This window comes from Streptacidiphilus pinicola, assembly GCF_003258295.1.
In the GTDB taxonomy this organism is placed as follows: domain Bacteria; phylum Actinomycetota; class Actinomycetes; order Streptomycetales; family Streptomycetaceae; genus Streptacidiphilus; species Streptacidiphilus pinicola.
Genome location: NZ_QKYN01000039.1, coordinates 15933 through 32976 on the forward strand (window position 1 = coordinate 15933; position 17044 = coordinate 32976).

The 17044-nt window shown below is 73.4% G+C and carries 14 protein-coding genes, 1 pseudogene and 1 riboswitch; of the genes and pseudogenes, 4 read left to right on the forward strand and 11 right to left on the reverse strand.

Annotated elements, in window-relative coordinates; all coding sequences use genetic code 11:
• Positions 1-2 precede the first annotated feature (2 nt).
• From DN069_RS40880 to DN069_RS10845, 11 genes and pseudogenes are all read right to left on the reverse strand, one after another.
• On the reverse strand, positions 3-560 hold the full coding sequence (locus tag DN069_RS40880) for a hypothetical protein (RefSeq protein ID WP_207892120.1): 558 nt from the start codon (positions 558-560) through the stop codon (positions 3-5).
• 48 nt (positions 561-608) lie between these two features.
• Positions 609-2192, reverse strand: a pseudogene (locus DN069_RS10800) (iron-containing alcohol dehydrogenase); the annotation flags it as partial.
• A gap of 8 nt (positions 2193-2200) precedes the next feature.
• A complete protein-coding gene (locus DN069_RS10805; RefSeq protein WP_111500688.1) occupies positions 2201-2695 on the reverse strand; it encodes a MarR family winged helix-turn-helix transcriptional regulator in 495 nt (164 codons plus the stop codon).
• A gap of 78 nt (positions 2696-2773) precedes the next feature.
• The gene (locus DN069_RS10810) at positions 2774-3424 is read right to left on the reverse strand and encodes an NAD(P)-dependent oxidoreductase (protein ID WP_111500689.1); all 651 of its coding nucleotides are present in this window, start codon (positions 3422-3424) and stop codon (positions 2774-2776) included.
• A 96-nt stretch (positions 3425-3520) separates the two neighbouring features.
• Positions 3521-3925, reverse strand: a complete 405-nt coding sequence (tsaA, locus tag DN069_RS10815) for a tRNA (N6-threonylcarbamoyladenosine(37)-N6)-methyltransferase TrmO (RefSeq protein WP_111500690.1) — start codon at positions 3923-3925, stop codon at positions 3521-3523.
• 9 nt (positions 3926-3934) lie between these two features.
• A complete protein-coding gene (locus DN069_RS10820; protein WP_111500691.1) occupies positions 3935-4282 on the reverse strand; it encodes a 5-carboxymethyl-2-hydroxymuconate Delta-isomerase in 348 nt (115 codons plus the stop codon).
• 104 nt (positions 4283-4386) lie between these two features.
• Complete coding sequence (locus tag DN069_RS10825; protein ID WP_111500721.1) at positions 4387-6993, reverse strand: glycosyl hydrolase; 2607 nt, start codon at positions 6991-6993, stop codon at positions 4387-4389.
• A gap of 190 nt (positions 6994-7183) precedes the next feature.
• Positions 7184-8290 carry an amidohydrolase family protein gene (locus tag DN069_RS10830; protein WP_111500722.1) on the reverse strand — a complete coding sequence of 369 codons (1107 nt, stop codon included), beginning with the start codon at positions 8288-8290 and terminating at the stop codon, positions 7184-7186.
• Positions 8290-9636: a type I glutamate--ammonia ligase gene (locus tag DN069_RS10835; protein WP_111500723.1), complete on the reverse strand. Its 1347-nt coding sequence runs from the start codon at positions 9634-9636 to the stop codon at positions 8290-8292. The genes DN069_RS10830 and DN069_RS10835 overlap by 1 nt, the downstream gene beginning before the upstream one ends.
• 76 nt (positions 9637-9712) lie before the next feature.
• A complete protein-coding gene (locus DN069_RS10840; protein WP_111500692.1) occupies positions 9713-11083 on the reverse strand; it encodes a hypothetical protein in 1371 nt (456 codons plus the stop codon).
• A 229-nt stretch (positions 11084-11312) separates the two neighbouring features.
• A complete protein-coding gene (locus tag DN069_RS10845; protein WP_111500693.1) occupies positions 11313-12431 on the reverse strand; it encodes an alpha/beta hydrolase family protein in 1119 nt (372 codons plus the stop codon).
• A 230-nt stretch (positions 12432-12661) separates the two neighbouring features.
• Here DN069_RS10845 and DN069_RS10850 point away from each other — a divergent pair, with 230 nt between their 5' ends.
• From DN069_RS10850 to DN069_RS10860, 4 genes are all read left to right on the forward strand, one after another.
• Positions 12662-14062, forward strand: coding sequence for an NAD(P)/FAD-dependent oxidoreductase (locus DN069_RS10850; protein WP_111500694.1), 1401 nt, complete (start codon positions 12662-12664; stop codon positions 14060-14062).
• Between the two features lie 117 nt (positions 14063-14179).
• The gene (locus tag DN069_RS39995) at positions 14180-14335 is read left to right on the forward strand and encodes a hypothetical protein (protein WP_165845464.1); all 156 of its coding nucleotides are present in this window, start codon (positions 14180-14182) and stop codon (positions 14333-14335) included.
• Positions 14336-14391: 56 nt separating this feature from the next.
• Positions 14392-14566: riboswitch (cobalamin riboswitch) on the forward strand.
• 46 nt (positions 14567-14612) lie between these two features.
• Positions 14613-15548: a cobalamin biosynthesis protein gene (locus DN069_RS10855; protein WP_111500724.1), complete on the forward strand. Its 936-nt coding sequence runs from the start codon at positions 14613-14615 to the stop codon at positions 15546-15548.
• Complete coding sequence (locus DN069_RS10860) at positions 15545-17044, forward strand: cobyric acid synthase (RefSeq protein ID WP_111500695.1); 1500 nt, start codon at positions 15545-15547, stop codon at positions 17042-17044. The genes DN069_RS10855 and DN069_RS10860 overlap by 4 nt, the downstream gene beginning before the upstream one ends.

The window sequence follows — 17044 nt, forward strand, 5'->3', positions numbered from 1 at the left end:
CGTCACTGGCAGTCGGCGTCGCCGCTCTGGGCCCTGACCTCGACGACCTGGCCGGGGCCGGAGAAGGGGACGTCGACCCAGGCCGGATTCGGGAGCTTGGTGGGGTTGATCCAGGCCTGCCAGTTGTGCCAGGTCAGCTCGTAGCCGTCGGACACGGGCGGCGCCTGGGTCCACCCGTCCTGGAGCAGTTCCTTGTGCAGCGTCTGCGCGAGGTCCGGCTCGACGCCCTCCGGGAGGTAGAAGGCGTAGCCCACCAGGCAGCCCGTGGGCGAGGCCGGGTACGCGGCGTCCTTCCGGCCGGATTCGGTGATCCCCGCCCGCTCCAGGGCCTGGTCCAGCTGCTGCCCGACCCGCCGGTACTCCGCCTGGCGCTGCGCCCCGGCGGCCAGCTGGGCCGCGTGGACGGCCGCGGCCGCCTTGCTCGCCGCCGCCGCGGACGCGCTCGCCGCCGAGGCGCTCGCCTCGGCCGGGGTGGGCCCGGAGTGGCCCGAGCATCCGGCGGCGAGTGCGATCACGGGCAGGCAGGAGAGCGCCACGGCGGCGCGGGAAAAGCGGAACATGACCGTCAGCATAGGCGGGAAGCTCCTGGTCACCGCGGTGGGGTCGGTTCAGCGACCGTAGTAGGCCCGGGTCATCAGCCGCTTCATGCCGTCGATCATCGGCATCCGCGGGTTCGCGGGCGCGCACTGGTCGGCGTAGGCGTTGAGCGCCTGCTGCGGGAGGGCGGCCAGGAAGGCCTGCTCGTCGACGCCCTCGCCCTGGAAGGAGCGCGGGCTGCCGCAGCGGTCGCGCAGCTCCTCGACGGCCCTGGCGAAGGCCATGCCCGCGATGGTGGACGCGTTGTGCATCTTCTCGCGCGCCTCCGGGTCCTTGGCGCCGTCGGTGACGCAGCGCTCCAGGTTCTCGAAGATCAGGCGGATCACCTGCAGGCACTGGCCGTCGGTGAAGTCGCTGGCGTAGGCGGAGACATAGGCCTCCGTCGCGTGGGTCAGCGCGTCGAAGCCGGAGTCGGCGGTGACGGTCGGTGGCAGGTTCATCGGCAGCACCGGGTCGACGATCGCGACGGACGGGGTCAGCGCGTAGTCGGCCAGCGGGTACTTCTGCGCGGCGGCCGGGTCGGAGATGACCGCGAACGGGGTGACCTCGGAGCCGGTGCCCGAGGTGGTGGGGATCGCGACCAGCTGCGCCTTCTCACCCAACTGCGGGAAGGTGTAGGCGCGCTTGCGGATGTCGAAGAACTTCTCCTTGGTGTCCGCGAAGGCCACCTCGGGGTGCTCGTACATCAACCACATGATCTTCGCGGTGTCCATCGGCGAGCCGCCGCCCAGCGCGACGATGGTGTCGGGCTGGACGTCCCGCATCATCGCGGCGCCCTGGACCACCGTCTCCAGCTCGGGGTTGGGCTCGACATTGTCGATGACCTGAATGGCGACCGGCTCCTGACGGGCGTTCAGGATGTCGGTGACGCGCCGGACGATGCCGATCGCGCCCATGGTCTTGTCGGTGACCAGCGAGACGCGGTGGATTCCGTCCATCTCGCCCAGGTGGCGCAGCGAGTTGCGCTCGAAGTAGATCTTCGGCGGGACCGTGTGCCACTGCATGTTGGTGTTGCGTCGTCCTATCCGCCTGATGTTGAGCAGGTTGACCGCGGTGACGTTGTTCGACACCGAGTTGCGGCCGTAGGAGCCGCAGCCGAGGGTCAGCGAGGGCAGGAAGGCGTTGTAGACGTCGCCGATGCCGCCGAAGGTGGAGGGCGCGTTGACGATCACCCGGACCGCCTTGACGGCCCGGCCGAACGCCTCGACCAGCGCCTCGTCCTCGGTGTGGATCGCGGCGGAGTGGCCCAGGCCGTCGAACTCGACCATCCGCGCGGACAGTTCGATGCCGTGCGCGGCATCGTCGGCGCGCAGCGCGGCCAGGATCGGCGAGAGCTTCTCACGGGTCAGCGGCTCGGCCGGGCCGACCTCGGCGCACTCGGCGCACTCGGCGAGCAGGATCGCGGTACCGTCCGGGACCTCGAAGCCCGCCTGCTCGGCGATCCACTGCGGCGACCGGCCGACCACCGCCGCGTTCAGCTTTGCGCCACCGCAGTTGGCGCCGCCCGCGGTGACGCCGAAGACGAACTCCTCCAGCTTGGCCTTCTCCGCCGCGCTCAGCACGCGGGCGCCCAGGCGGACGAACTCGGCGATGCCGGCCCGGCTCAGCCCAGCGGCGGCAGGGCCTGCTGGGCGTGCTGCCCCAGCTCGTCCAGGCCCTCGATGGTGGCGGCGAGTTGCTCCGGCTTGAGCACCTGGAAGACGTGCTCGTCGATCGCGCGGGCGTGCCGCTGGGCCGCCTCGGCGAGCTTGCTCTCGCCGAGCGGTGTGATGGTGACGACCTGGATCCGGCGGTCGGTGCGGGAGCGCTCGCGCAGCACCAGTCCCGCCTCGACCATCCGGTCCACCAGGCGCGTGGCGCCGCCGCTGGTGAGGACGGCGTCACGGGAGAGGTCCCCCATGGTCGCGCCCTCGGGCACGGCGGCGAGCCGGAGCAGCACCTCGAACATCGCGTGCGAGATGCCGCTCTCGCGCTCCATGGCCGCGCCGAGCAGTCGCTCCAACCGTGCGGCCGCCGTCAGCAGGACCCCGAACGCCTGGACCCGTTCGTCGGCCACGGCGTCGGCGGCGGTCCGGATACTGATGCTGGCAGCGGTCATCGTGCGGCTCCTTCCCCAGGGGATCGTGCACACGTTACCGCCCGTTCGTCACCGACTACCCTCCGGGGCGGTCGGCCGTTAGCGGCCGACCGTGAAGCGGCGGCCGAGGTGGGCCGGCTGCTCGATCTCGTCGACCAGCGCGACGGCGTAGTCCTCGGTGCTGATGTGGCTGTTGCCCTCGGCGTCGACCACCAGCTGTTCCAGGCCGGTGCGGTAGCTGCCGGTGCGCTCGCCGGGCTGGATCAGGGCGGCGGGGCTGAGCACGGTCCAGGTGACGTCGTCGACGGTGTTGTAGAACGCCTGGGCGTCGCCGTGGGCGTGCATGATCTGCAGCAGCCAGTCCGGCAGGCCCGGCGCGTCCCAGACCTTGACGCCGGGCGCGGTCTCCAGGCTGCCGGCGCCGCCGACGGCGATCAGGCGCGGGGCCGCCGAGCCCAGCCCACGCAGGCCCTGCACCAGCGACTGCGCGGCGGGCACCATCACCGCGGCGTGCCCCGGTCCGTCGCCCCCGCCGACGGCGCTGACCAGCACGTCCTGCCCGGTCGCGGCCTCGGCGACGGCGGCGGACTCCAGCACGTCACCGGCCACCACGGCGGTGACGCCCTCCGGCGCGCTGTACGTGGCGGGGTCCCGGACGACGGCGGTCACCTGGTGGCCCCGGGCGAGCGCCTCGGTGACGACCCGGGATCCGATGGCACCCTTGGCTCCGAGAACAGCGATCTTGGCCATGAGCTGGGCCTTTCATGTCATGAGGAGCGGATTCTCCGCGCTTCCACTCCCCAGAACATCTGACTGCTCAGATTTCATTCCCCGGCCCCGGCCCGGTCAGCGGTCTCCGGTGAGGTGCGGCTTGACGTCCAGGATCGGCGTCCCGTCGAGCGCCTCCAGACCGCGCACCCGGACCCGCAGCCCCTCGACGGCGAGGACGTGGACGTCGTGCAGGCCGATCGGGTTCGGCCGGTCCGGCGAGCGGGTGGCGAAGACCCCGGTGGGCGGGCGGGTGGCGTCGCCACGCGGGCGCACCGTGAGCGTGGCCCGGTCGGCCCGGTCCAGCCAGGTGAGGAGCAGCACCTCCTGGCCGGGAGCCAGCCCGTCCAGGGCGGCGGCGTACGCCTCCTGGAAGACCAGCCAGGCGGCGGGCGCTCCCTCGTCGGGCTGGCGGGGTGCACCCTCCCGCCGGGTGAGCGGGGACTCGACATGCCCGATCGGGCGCAGCTCGTAGGCGGTCACGGCTCCGGATCACCCCACCGAGTGGACGGAGCGGTAGGTGGCGCGGTCCAGTTCGGTGATCTCGACCGCGAGGGAGGCCGGGACCGGGATGTGCCGCTGGAGCAGCGCGAGGACGCGGGCGGAGAGCTCGGCGCGGAGTTCGGCGCTGCGGCCGGAGAGCAGCTTGACCTCGAGCAGCACGACCGGGTGACCGGCGGCGCCGTCGCCGACGAAGTCGTCCGCGGCGGCACGGAAGACGGTCTTGCACTCGGAGATCCTGGCCTCGATCACCTCGGCGATCAGCGGATGCAGCTCCTTGGCGAAAGCCTGGCGGTCGAAGGGGATTTCGGCGGAGTGGTCGACGAGGATCTGCGGCACGGGAACCTCCCGGGGGCAGGCGACAGGATGGCTCGACGCTACCGGAAAGCACGGTGCCCCCGTCCGCGAAGAGCGGACGGGGGCACCGGTGGTGCGGAGGGGGCTCAGCCGTTGCCGAGGTCGCGCAGCTCGATCGAGTAGATACCGCGGCCGTGGGTGGCCGCGTAGACGCGGCCGTCCGGGCCGAGCAGGATCTGGTCGACGGAGACCGCCGGGAGCTCGGCCATCGCGCGCCACTGGGCGCGGCCCGGGGCGCGGTAGACCGCACCCAGGTCCGTGCCGACGAGCAGACCGCCGGCCGGGGTCAGCGACAGCGAGTTGACCGGGACGTCCGGCAGGTTCGCCGAGATGTCCGTCCAGCTCGCGCCCGAGTCGTGGGTCTCGAAGACGTGGCCGATGCCCGAGCCCGGCCCCTCGTTCCACTCGCGGGAGAAGCCGCTGAACGTGAGGTAGGCGTGCGAGCTGTCCGCCGGGTCGACGGTGATGTCGCTGATGTAACGGTTCGGCAGGTTCGCCGGCAGCGCGAGCTGCTGCCAGCCGGTGCCGTCCGCGTTGCCGACGGCGACGCCGTGCGTGAAGCCCTGGCTGTTGCACGGGCCGCACCAGGCCGCGTAGACCTTGCCGCCGGAGGAGGCGACCGCCGTGGCCACGTGGCCCGCGCCGAGGTCGAACGCGCTGGTCCAGGCCGAGGAGGAGCGGATGGCGAAGCCCTGGTTCTGCACCCAGACGTGCTGGCCGCCGGCGACCCACAGGTTCGGGTTCTTCAGGTCCGCCGTGAACGGCGCGATGAAGCGCGCCGCGGAGGTGGCCTGGTCCGGCGGCGGCACGTCATACGTCGTCGGCGCGGTCAGACCGTTGTTGACGGCGCAGTCCTGGGTGACGTTGATCTCCAGGTAGACGTACTCCTGGGCCTCGTTGCAGCCGTTGGTCGGGTCGACCAGCGTCATGCCGCCGTCGCCGCCGAAGTTGGAGCCCATCACCGTGTCGACGGCCTTGGAGCCGTAACCGCGCAGCACCGACTGCCCGTTGTCCTGCAGACCGCCGGTGACGACGACGCCCTTGCCCGCCGGGTCGTTGCCGACGCCGACCGAGTAGAACTGCAGGGTGTCGATGGTTCCGTCGTTGAGCGAGGTCCAGTCGGTCGCGTGGCCGAGGGAGTTGGCCGCACCGTCGACCGGGCGCCGGTACAGGCCGCCGTCGTTGGCCGCGACGACGTAGCTCTGGCCGTTCATGCTGCCGATGGCCAGACCGTGCTGGTCCGGGTGGGTGGTCTGCGGGCAGGTGCCGCTCTGCGCGTTGGGGTCCAGGCTCCAGCAGGCGAGCGGGAAGTTCCAGTAGATGCCCGGGGTGGTCCAGGTGGCGCCGCCGTCGGTGGTCTGGAAGACCTCCTCCAGGCCCGCGTAGACGTGGTCGTGGTTGTTCGGGTCCACGATCAGCGACTCGTCGTACCAGGACTGGCCGCCGACGTTCGACAGCGCCGAGCCCGAGGCCGCGAGCGTCGTGGCGTTCGCGATCTGGGTCCACGGACCGAACGGGGAGCCCGACTTGGAGACGTAGATGCCACCGAGGCCGCCGCCCGCGTTCAGCGACTTCGGGGACTCGGTGATCGCGTAGTAGCGCTGGTGGTCCACGGAGGCCGCGAAGGTGACCGCGCCCACGTTGCCTGCGTCCGTCGGCAGGTCGCCCAGGCCGGAGGTGACGAGCTGCCAGCTGCCGCCGGTGTTGGTGTAGTACCCGTTGTAGCTGGAGCCGTTGGGCAGCACGCCGGAGCGCCAGCCCACGGCCGCCAGCACGTGGTCGGGGTTGGCCGGGTCGAAGGCGACGTCGCTGACGATGTTCTCGTAGGCGGCGTTGGAGTCGCTCGCCAGCGAGTGGCCCGGCAGGTAGTCGGGGTTCGGCGCGAACTCCAGCTTCCACGGCCCGCCGAGGTTCGTGATCGAGTGCGACCACAGGCCCTCGGTGGTGGCGGCCCAGATCTTGTCGCCCGAGATGCGCAGCTCGTGGATGCTCGTGCTCTGCAGCTCGTCGCCGCCGATGCGGTTGTGCGGCGAGAAGCGGCTGTGGGACGGGTCGTCCAGCATGTAGACGCCGGCGCCGAGGTAGGCGTCCGCGTTGGTGGTCGCCTCGCCGGTGCCGAGCCAGAGACGGCCCCTGCCGTCCAGCGCCAGCGCGCCGGTGGCCTGGGCGGGCAGCTGGTCGCTGATCGACTGCCAGTTGCCACCGCCGCTGGTGGACCGCCACACGCCGCCGCCGGCCGAACCGGCGTAGACGTCACCGTGGTTGTCGGCGACGACGGCCGCGGCGCGGCCGGTCACATTGCCCATGCCCGCGGTGGAGTTGGAGTTGTAGTCGCGGTAGCGCGGGTCGTCCGAGTTGTAGGGCAGCTTGGTCACCTGACGCCAGTCGCCGCCGGTGCGCTTCAGGCCCTGCATCGCGGCCCAGGCCGCGCCGTACGCGCCGGGCTGGACGACACCGGGCGAGTTGCGCGCCTCGGCGCGCTGGTCGGCGCCCTCCTGGATGGAGTCCGACTCCTCGCCGCCGCCGTCGTCACCGCCACCGGTGCTGACCTGGGCGTGCATGCCGCCGCTGACGGGGTGGCGGTGGTGGACCGGCATGCCGATCGCCGGCGTGGTGGCCACCAGCGCGCCTGCGGCGGCGGTGGCTATCGAGAGCAGGACAAGGCGCCTGCGGCCGCGGTGCGGGATGGTCAACGGGTCCTCCCCGGACGTGTGGATGCCCACCGGTTCGTTGCGCTGTGCACGGCCTGGGTGACAGGCCGCGAGCGACTTGACCACACTCACGGGGGTGACAGCTACGGGAAGGAGCCGCGATTTATCCAACCGTTATCGAGGCTGGAGTGACACCTGGTCACTTCGGACCCGATCGCGCCAACTGCGGCACTTAGGGCAGCTTGTACAGCCTTCGGGCGTTTTCGCCGCTGATGAGCGCGACGATCCTGGCCGCCTCGGCGGGTACGGGCACGGCCTCGCCGAGCCACGCGTCCAGGGCGTCGGTGAAGGCGGCGGACCCGACCAGGTAGAGCTCGGGAAGCCCGTAGGCGTCGGTGGAGAACAACAGCTTGTGGAACGGCGCCAGTTCGAGGGTCTCGGCCAGCACCCGCCGGGCGCCCGCACCGACGTGAGTGAGCGTCAGGCCCAGGTCGCAGTAGACGTGCGGGAAGGCCTGGGCCAGCCAGGCCGCCTGGCGGTGGTACGGCCAGCCGTGCAGCAGCACCAGCGGCGTGCCCAACGGCTCGACCGCGCGGATGAACCCGGTGAGCAGCGACGGGTCGCTGCGGTGCAGCACCAGGTCCGGATCACCGAAGCCGGTGTGCAGTTGCAGGGGCAGGCGCAGCTCCAGCGCCTCCCAGAGCAGATGGCGCAGCAGCACCGGGTGCGTCAACCTGCCGCCGCCGGAGGCCAGGTGGACCGCCGCGGCGTTGGCGACCTCGGCCGGGGCCGGCCGGCGCGCGTCGAAGTCCAGCCCGCAGCGGTACGCCACCACCGACTTGAGTCCCACCGCGTTCCGCGCCGCCCGGCGCAGCGCGTCTCCGACCGTCGCCGCCCAGGTGTGCGCGGCGGTGGCGGGCGTCGTCGCCAGCTCGGCGACCCGCTCGATCCGCACGATCTCGTGCACGTCCGCGTGCGCGACCCCACCGAGCTCCTCCGGGGACAGCAGCGGCACCCCGGCCGCCTCCGTGAGGCCGGTGTCCACCAGGCAGGCACCCAGCCCCGCCGCCCGCAGCAACCGCCGCGTCGCCTCGGCGACGCCGAGCTCCCGCCGCCGTTCCCGGTACGCCTCGACGGACGCGAACTGCGGCAGCTCCAGCACCGGCGCGCACCACCGCCGCACAGCCAGCCCCAACGCGCTGTCCCACGGCGACGCCCCGGGCCCGAGCGGCCGGTCCGACTCGGTGAGCAGGGACGCGAACGCGTCCTCACCGAGCTCCGCACCGACGACACTGTGACAGTGCTGATCGATGAGGACAGGAGCCCCGAGCTCGTGCATCAGTACCGCCACCGGGTCGCGGCGATCAGGTCCTCGGGCGGGAGTTCGGCGTAGGCCGCGTTCTCGGCGGCGCGGACGGCGGCGATCGCCTCGAAGAGGACGTCGCCGAGGGCGTCGCGGAGCGCCGTCGAGGTGCGGAAGGCGGTCAGGGTGGCGTCCAGGCTGGTGGGCAGGCGCGGAGGCTGCCGTTCGGGCGGCAGCAGCGCCGGGTCGCCCTGGACGGGCTCGGGGAGGGGCGCCTTGGCGTCCAGCCCGGCCAGTCCCGCCGCGATGACGCCGCCGACGGCGAGGTAGGGGTTGGCGGCCTGGTCGAAGCACTTGACCTCGGCGTTGGCCTGGTCGTCCGCGCCCTGGATCAGCCGCAGCGCGGCCTCGCGGTTCTCCACGCCCCAGCAGCGGAAGCAGCCGGCCCAGTGCGAGGGCACCAGCCGCAGGTAGCTCGCCGGGCTGGGCGCGCCGAGCGCGAGCAGCGCGGGCAGCTCCCGCAGCACCCCGGCCAGGAACGACGCGCCGTCACCGGCCGGGCGCTCCCCCGCCGGTCCCGCCAGCAGGTTGTGTCCGTCGCGCCAGGCGCTGAGGTGCAGGTGGCCGCCGTTGCCGACGCCGTCGGGCTCGAAGGCCGGGGCGAAGGAGGCGCGCAGCCCGTGCTGCGCGGACACCCCGCGGATCGTCGCCCGGACCAGCACCGCGTCGTCGGCCGCGCCGAGCGGGTCCTTCGCGGCCACGGAGACCTCGAACTGCCCGGGCGAGTACTCGGGATGGAGCTGCTGCACGGTCAACCCCTGGGCCTCCAGGGCCAGCAGGACGTCGCGCAGGTAGTCGGAGCAGTCGGTCACCCGGTGCAGGCCGTAGGCCGGGCCGTCGGTCGGGTAGGAGCCGTCCGCGGCGCGCTGCACGATCCACTCGGTCTCGAACGCGGCCCGGAAGGCGATGCCGCGCTCGGCCGCGGCCTCCACCATGCGCGCGGCGAAACGCCGCTGGCAGGCGGGGTGGGGCAGACCGTCCTGCCGGTACCGCTCGCCGGGCGCGAGGGCCCAGCCCGGCTGCGCCGCCAGCGCCACGGCCCGGTCCAGCACCGGGAAGACCCGCAGATCCCCGTCGGGGCCGCCGAGATAGCGGCTGGTGGTGACCGCGTCGTCGACCAGGAACACGTCGAAGACCGGCGAGAAGCCGACGCCCTCCACCGCGACCTCCGGCAGCCGCTGCAGCGGAACGCCCTTGACGCGGGCCACGCCGGCGTTGTCGACCCAGGTGAGCGCGAGCGCGACGACGCCCTCGCCGCTGAGCCGCGCCGCGGTCAACCGCGCCTCGGCGCGGGCCTCCTCGGGCGTCCGGCCGTGCGGCATGTCCGCCGTGGGCGGCTCTTGGCCCTGGTCCACCTGTGGCCCCTTTCCGGGTCGGTCCCCGCCGTCGGGCGAGTCGTCAGGCGCCGCCGTCGTGCACGCTGAACGCGCTGCGCCGGGCGGCCCTCGCCACACCAGGATCGGGGTGCGCGGACGCCACAGCCGCCAGGACATGCCCGGCGCGCGGGTGACCCACCTGGCGCGCGAGAGCGAAGAGGCGCCCGGGATCGCCGTCGGCCGCCCCCTGCACGTGCCGCACCAGCATGCCGGTGTCGCCGTGCTCCAGCACCGCCGCGCCGGTGTCCACCCAGAGCCAGGCGGCGTCCTGCTGGCCCAGCACATCGGCCGGCAGCACCCCCTCGTCGGCGTGCTCGGCCAGCCACAGCAGCGCGTACGGGCGCAGCATCGGCTCGTCCACCGCGTGCCGGACGCTCGGCTCCGCCGGCTGTCCCGCCACGCGCAGCGCCTCGAAGGCAAGCCCGCGCAGCAGCGCGTCCTCGCCGCGGGCCACGTCCAGCAGGTCCGCGACCGCGCGGTCCACCTGACGGGCCGCCAGCCAGGCGCGGTACTCCGCGCGCGCCGGGCCGGGCGAGTAGCCGGCGCAGGCGGCCAGCAGCTCGTGGGCGGACTGCTCGATGTGCCCGGCCGCGGTCTGCGCGACCGTGCAGATCTCCTCCAGCTTGGCGCGCACCGCCCAGTGGCCGAGCGGGGTCAACTCGTAGCTCTGCTCCGGGTCCTCCGGACCGGTTCTGCGCACCAGGGCCCCCACCGCGCGGAAACCGTCCAGCATCCAGCGCAGCACGGCCACGATCTCGCCCTGGGACGGCGGCGCGGCCGCGTCCCCGTCCCGCGCGTCGGCGCGGACCGCGGAGACCGCGAGCGCGGCGTGCGGCACGGGCGTGGCGGCGGTGGGGTGCAGACCGGCGAACCACTGCTCCTCCAGTCCGCGACGGAGCAGCTCCAGCAGTTCGGTCTCGGCGACCGGCGCGTCCACCAGGTGCAGGAACGACAGCAGTTGCGGCGCGTGGTCGACGGCCCGACCCGCCAGCCGGGTCAGCGCCCGGTCCGGGACGGAGACCAGCAGCGTCCACGCGTCGAAGAGCGCGGCCCACCCGCGCAGCACCGCCTCGTCGTCGTGCGCCCAGGCGTGCAACCGCCAACCGGGGCCGGCCCCGGCACCCCGCAGCTCCACCAGGCCCGTCAGCCGCGCCCGCTCCCAGGCCGCGAGGGCCTGGTCCACGGTCAGATCCAGTTCCTTCGCCGCGTCCGCGGCGTCCGTCGGCAGCAGGTCCCCGCGCCGGTCCACGGCCTCCAGCTCGCCCGCCCAGCGGGCGACCCGCACCGCGTCCGCGAGCAGACGCCGCGCCGGCGGCGCGAGGTTGCCCGGTCCGGGCAGATCAGCCGGCGGCGTCCGACGCACCTGCCCCTTGGGGCGGGGCAGCCGGGCCACACGGGCGGCAGGGATATCGGCATCACGGTCACGCGGATTCCGGGACGTCACGCGGTGCAGTCTTCCCCGTCATACGGCAACTTGTCACATTCCCAGGCGTGGCGCGGTGCGGGCTGCGTCAGGCGGGACAAGACAGCAGCCAAGTTGCACGTTCACCGCCTGCGCGGACCCCGAACCACCGGGAGACTCCGTGACGCACGTCACGTTGCACTCGCTCAGGTGAGTGCGATTACAGCAGTGGCGTCACGAACCGGCGGAGGATGTCCTCGTAGGCGTGGGGGTCGGCGTTCCACAACGCCTCGTGCTCGGTGCCGGGGAACTCGCGGAAGAGGACCAGGTCGTCCCGGCGGGAAGCCAGCCTTCGGACCGGTTCGATGGGGGCGATGGTGTCGTCCGGGCTGTGCAGCACCAGCGCCGGGACCTGGAGGCCGTCGCCGGACGCCAAGTGGGCGAAGGTGGTCGTGTCGACACCCGCGCGGCCCTCCGCCGCACGGGCGCCGAGCTCCGCGAGGGCGTGCGGGACGCCGCGGCGGGTCGCCTGTCGCCGCACCGACGTGCGGAAGTCGAGGACCGGCGAGTCCAGCACCAGCCCGCGGATCACCTCCCGCCACGCGGACCGCTCCGCGGCCTGCAACGCCATGGTCGCGCCCACCCCCCAGCCGAGCAGCAGCACCCGGCTCGCGCCGGAGTCCACGGCGAGGCGGATCGCCGCCTCCACGTCGCGCCACTCGGTCTCACCGAAGTGACCGATCCCGTCCGGCGACGGCGGCGCGCCCGGGTCGTTGCGGTAGCTGACGCTGAGTACGGGCAGCTTGAACCGCTCGAACATCGGCAGCAGCGGCAGCACCTGGCCGCGGTCCGCGCCCGTGCCGTGCACGGCGATCACCCACGGGTCGCGCAGGCCGGGCAGGTACCAGGCCGGCATCGCGCCCAACTCGGTGGCCACCGCGGTCTCGGAGAATTCCAGGCCCAGCGCGGAGCGCGGGTCCCCGCGCAGCACCCACGGCGTCAGCACGACCTTCTCGCCCGGCTTCGGCAGCGTCGCGCCCTCGGAGCGGATCGCGCGCACGACGGTCTGCGCTGTCGTGGACAGCAAGTCGCCGAGGACAAGGTGGCCGTCCGCCCCCCACTCCAGCGCCCAGACCCCCGGCCGCTCCGTCTCCGGAGCGCGGGTCAGCTCCACCCGGTCCGCCGCCACCGAGTGCACCCGCAGACCGCCCACGGAGGCGGGCGCCGCGCCACCCGACCGCACCGAGATCTCGGAGACCACCCGTCCCACCACGAGCGCCGCCGCACCCGCGCCGACGGCGGAGGCGGTGACCACAACGGCTGCCTTGCCCCAACGCATGTCGCTCTCCCGACGGACCCTCGATCGGATGTTCTCTCCATCCCAGTACCCCGGACCTCCGCCCGCCACCGGGGCGCGCCCGGACGGGGCGCGCGGGACACGTCCGCTGTCAGTCGACGCTTTGTCCCAAGAAACGGACCCGACCTTGACACTCTGTGCATTGCCGCAGCTCGCAGCCCCGGATAGCGTGCCCGGATCTCCCCAGGGACGACAGAGGAAGCAGGTCTGAAGTGACCACGTCCACCACCGTCAACGGCGGTGTCTCCTTCTGGTACTCCGCGATCGGCCTCCCCGCGCCGCGCCCCGCGCTGGACGGCTCCGTCGAGGTGGACGTCGCCGTCGTCGGCGGCGGCTTCACGGGCCTGTGGACGGCCTACTACCTCAAACAGGCCGAGCCGACCCTGCGGGTGGCCGTCCTGGAGCAGCGCTTCTGCGGCTATGGCGCCTCCGGCCGCAACGGCGGCTGGCTCTACAACGGGTTCGCCGGCCGCTCCGTCTTCGCCAGGCGCTACGGCAAGCCGCGCGCCGTCGCCCTGCAGCAGGCGATGAACGCCGCGGTGGACGAGGTGCTGCGGGTCTGCGACACCGAGGACATCGACGCCGACCAGACCAAGGGCGGCGTTCTGGAGGTCGCGCTCACCCCCGCCCAGCTGGAGCGGCTGGACGCCTTCGTCGCGGGCGAGCACGCCTTCGGCGAGAAGGACGTACAGCGGCTGACGGCCGCGGAGGCGTCCGAGCGGATCGCCGTCGCCGGTGCCCTGGGCGGGAGTTGGACCCCGCACGGCGCGCGCGTGCAGCCGGCCAAGCTGGTGCGCGGCCTCGCGGAGGCCGCGGAGCGGCTCGGTGTCAAGATCTACGAGCAGACCGCGGTCACCGAGATCCACCCCGCGCGCGGCGCGGCCCCCGCCCGCGCGGTCACCGGGCGCGGCACCGTCTCGGCGAAGTACGTGCTGCGCTGCACGGAGGGCTTCACCGCGAACCTGCAGGGCGAGAAGCGCACCTGGCTGCCGATGAACTCCTCCATGATCGTCACCGCGCCGCTGCCGGCCTCGTTCTGGGACTCCGTCGGCTGGCGCGGCCGCGAGACGCTGGGCGACTTCGCGCACGCGTACATGTACGCGCAGCGCACGGCGGACGACCGCATCGCGCTGGGCGGCCGCGGCGTCCCCTACCGCTTCGGATCCCGGACGGACAACGACGGCACCACCCAGGCCAGGACGGTCGAGCAGCTGACGGAGATCCTGACCCGGTTCTTCCCCGCGGCGCGGGGTGTCCCGATCGACCAGGCCTGGTCCGGCGTGCTGGGCGTCCCGCGCGACTGGTGCACCACCGTCGCCGTCGACCCGGCGACGGGCCTCGGCTGGGCCGGCGGCTACGTCGGCAGCGGCGTCACCACGACCAACCTCGCCGCGCGGACCCTGCGTGATCTGGTGCTCGGGGAGCACACGGAGCTGACCGCCCTGCCGTGGGTGGACCACAAGGTCCGCAAGTGGGAACCGGAACCCTTCCGCTGGCTCGGCGTCCACGGCATGTACGCGGCCTACCACTTCGCCGACGCACAGGAGCGCGGCGGCCGCGCGACGACCTCTCCGGTTGCGCGCGTCGCCGACGTGATCTCAGGACGGCACTAGACACCCTCCAGGGGCGCCCCTCAAAAGGTGCGGATGTGTCCGTTTTGTCGGACTCTGTTGGGAGGACGGATCGGGGTCCGTCCAGGCCGCAGCAGCATTCGACACCTTGGGGTGCCCATGTCTGTCATCTTGTGCCTGCTTGTCGCCCCGCTGGGACTCGTCCTGATCCTCGGCCTCTCCTGGTTCGAGGACCACGTCCTCCGTCCGCCCGCGAGCCCCGCGGACCAGGCCCTGCAGAAGGCCGTAGAACTGCTCAACAAGCCCCGTGCGTGACCGTGACCGGTGACACCGGCAGGACCGGTTGACGCTGCCTCCGGCGACATGGTGGGATCTCTACGCCAATCGGAGGCAAGGAGAGGAAGCCGGTGCGAATCCGGCGCGGTCCCGCCACTGTCACCGGGGAGCACCTGCGAACGACGGCCACGGCAGCGCGACGCTGCTGGAAGGCCCGCCGGTGCGTCGATCCGGAAGCCAGGAGACTCTCGCCTTCGGATCGTCGATCCAGGGCGCGGACCCTGAGTGAGGACACGCACCGGTGCGCACCAGCACCATGCGCAACAGCGCATTCGCGTTCGGGGCCGTGGTGGGTTACGCGGCGGACGCCATGTTCGGCGACCCCAGGCGTGGTCACCCCGTAGCAGGCTTCGGTCGGTTCGCGGGCGCGTTGGAACAGCGCCTCTACCGGGACCATCGCGGCGTCGGGACCGCCTTCACCCTCGCCGCCGTGGGCGCCGTCACCGCCGCCGCGCTGGCCGCGGAGCGCGCCACCCGCCGGTCGCCCGCGGCGCAGGCGGCGCTCGCCGCCGCCGCGACGTGGACCGTGCTGGGCGGCGCGTCACTCACGCGCGAGGCGCGCGTCATCGCGGGTGCGCTGGAGCGGGGTGACGTCGCGGCAGCGCGCGAGCGCCTGCCGCACCTGTGCGGGCGCGACCCGAGCGCCCTGGACGCGCAGCAGCTCGCGCGCGCCGTGGTGGAGTCCGTCGCCGAGAACACCGCCGACGCCGTCGTCAACGCGCTGACCTGGGGCGCCCTGGCCGGCACGCCCGGCCTGCTGGCCTTTCGGGCCGTCAACACCCTGGACGCGATGGTCGGGCACCGCAACCCGCGGCTGATCCGCTTCGGCTGGGCCTCGGCCCGCCTCGACGACGTCGCGGGCTGGCCGGGCGCGCGGCTGACCGGGCTGCTGACCGTGGCCGCGAGCGAGGACCCGGGGCGCGCGTGGCGGGTGTGGCGGCGTGACGCCGCCTCGCACCCCAGCCCGAACGCCGGACACGCCGAGGCGGCCTTCGCGGGCGCGTTGGGCGTCCGGCTCGGGGGCACGCTCCAGTACGGGGCGAAGACGGAACACCGGCCCGTGCTCGGCGCGGAACTGCGGCCGGTCGCGGTCGGGGACGTGGAACGCGCCTGCCGGCTGTCGCGCCGGGTCGGCGCGCTGGCACTGGCGACCACCGTCGCGGTGGCACTGCTGAGGGGGACGCACAAGTGAGTGGGGCACTGCTGGTCGCCGGGACGACCTCGGACGCGGGCAAGAGCGTCGTCACGGCGGGGATCTGCCGCTGGCTGAGACGTCAGGGCGTCAAGGTCGCGCCGTTCAAGGCGCAGAACATGTCGCTGAACTCCTTCGTCACCCTCGACGGCGCGGAGATCGGCCGGGCCCAGGCGATGCAGGCGGCCGCCGCCGGGGTCGAGCCGGAGGCGGCGATGAACCCGGTGCTGCTCAAGCCCGGCGGCGACGGGCGCAGCCAGGTCGTGGTGCTGGGCAAGCCGGTGGCGGAGGTCGGCGCGCTCGACTACCGCGACCGCAAGCCCGCGCTGCTGCGCATCGCGCTCGACTGCCTGGCCGACCTGCGCAGCCGTCACGACGTGGTGATCTGTGAGGGCGCCGGCTCCCCCGCCGAGATCAACCTGCGGGACCGGGACATCGCCAACATGGGCCTCGCCGTCGCCGCGGACCTGCCCGTCGTCGTGGTCGGCGACATCGACCGGGGCGGCGTCTTCGCCTCGATGTTCGGCACGCTGGCGCTGCTGTCCGCGGAGGACCAGGCACACATCGCCGGATGGCTGGTGAACAAGTTCCGCGGCGACGCGCGGCTGCTCCGGCCCGGACTGGACATGCTGCGCCAGGTGACACACCGACCGGCGCTCGGCGTGCTGCCGATGCTGCCGGGCCTGTGGCTGGACGCCGAGGACTCGCTCGACCTGGCCGGGGTCATGGCCCGCGGCGCCTCCGGCCCGCCCGTCGGCGACGACGTGCTGCGGGTCTCGGTGGTGCGGCTGCCCCGACTGTCGAACTTCACCGACATCGACGCCCTCGCCCAGGAGCCCGGCGTGCTGGTCCGCTGGGCGACGCGCCCCGAGGAGCTGGCCGACGCCGACCTGGTCGTCCTGCCCGGGACCCGCGCCACCGTCGCCGACCTGGCCTGGCTGCGCGACCAGGGCCTGGACAAGGCCGTCACCGAGCGCGCGGCGCGCGGGCTGCCGGTGCTGGGCGTCTGCGGCGGCTACCAGATGCTGGCCCGCACCATCGACGACCGCTTCGAGTCGAAGCAGGGCGAGGTCGACGGCCTCGGCCTGCTGCCCGTGCGGATCGCGTTCGCGCAGGAGAAGACGCTGGCCCGACCGGTCGGCGAGGGCTACGGCGAGGTCGTGCACGGCTACGAGATCCACCACGGCACCGGGACCGTCGAGGGCGGCGAGAAGTGGCTGGACGGGTGCCGCGCGGGGTCCGTGTGGGGCACCACCTGGCACGGCGCGCTGGAGAACGACGGCTTCCGCCGCGGCTTCCTGCGCGAGGTCGCCGCGGCCGCCGGGCGCGCCTTCGTGCCCGCGCCCGACACCTGCTTCGAAGCCGCCCGCGAGGAGCGGCTGGACCGCCTCGGCGACCTGATCGCCGAGCACGCCGACACCGACGCGCTGTGGCGGCTGATCGAGGGCGGCGCGCCGCAGGGCCTGCCGTTCGTGCCGCCGGGGGCGCCCGCATGA

Bases quoted from the DNA above. Each gene is read 5' to 3' on its own strand.
- DN069_RS10810 (WP_111500689.1), bottom strand. From the start codon at position 3,424: ATGGCCAAGATCGCTGTTCTCGGAGCCAAGGGTGCCATCGGATCCCGG.
- DN069_RS10855 (WP_111500724.1), top strand. From the start codon at position 14,613: ATGCGCAACAGCGCATTCGCGTTCGGGGCCGTGGTGGGTTACGCGGCG.
- DN069_RS40880 (WP_207892120.1), bottom strand. From the start codon at position 560: ATGTTCCGCTTTTCCCGCGCCGCCGTGGCGCTCTCCTGCCTGCCCGTG.
- DN069_RS10805 (WP_111500688.1), bottom strand. From the start codon at position 2,695: ATGACCGCTGCCAGCATCAGTATCCGGACCGCCGCCGACGCCGTGGCC.
- DN069_RS10830 (WP_111500722.1), bottom strand. From the start codon at position 8,290: ATGCACGAGCTCGGGGCTCCTGTCCTCATCGATCAGCACTGTCACAGT.
- DN069_RS10845 (WP_111500693.1), bottom strand. From the start codon at position 12,431: ATGCGTTGGGGCAAGGCAGCCGTTGTGGTCACCGCCTCCGCCGTCGGC.
- DN069_RS10835 (WP_111500723.1), bottom strand. From the start codon at position 9,636: ATGCCGCACGGCCGGACGCCCGAGGAGGCCCGCGCCGAGGCGCGGTTG.
- DN069_RS39995 (WP_165845464.1), top strand. From the start codon at position 14,180: ATGTCTGTCATCTTGTGCCTGCTTGTCGCCCCGCTGGGACTCGTCCTG.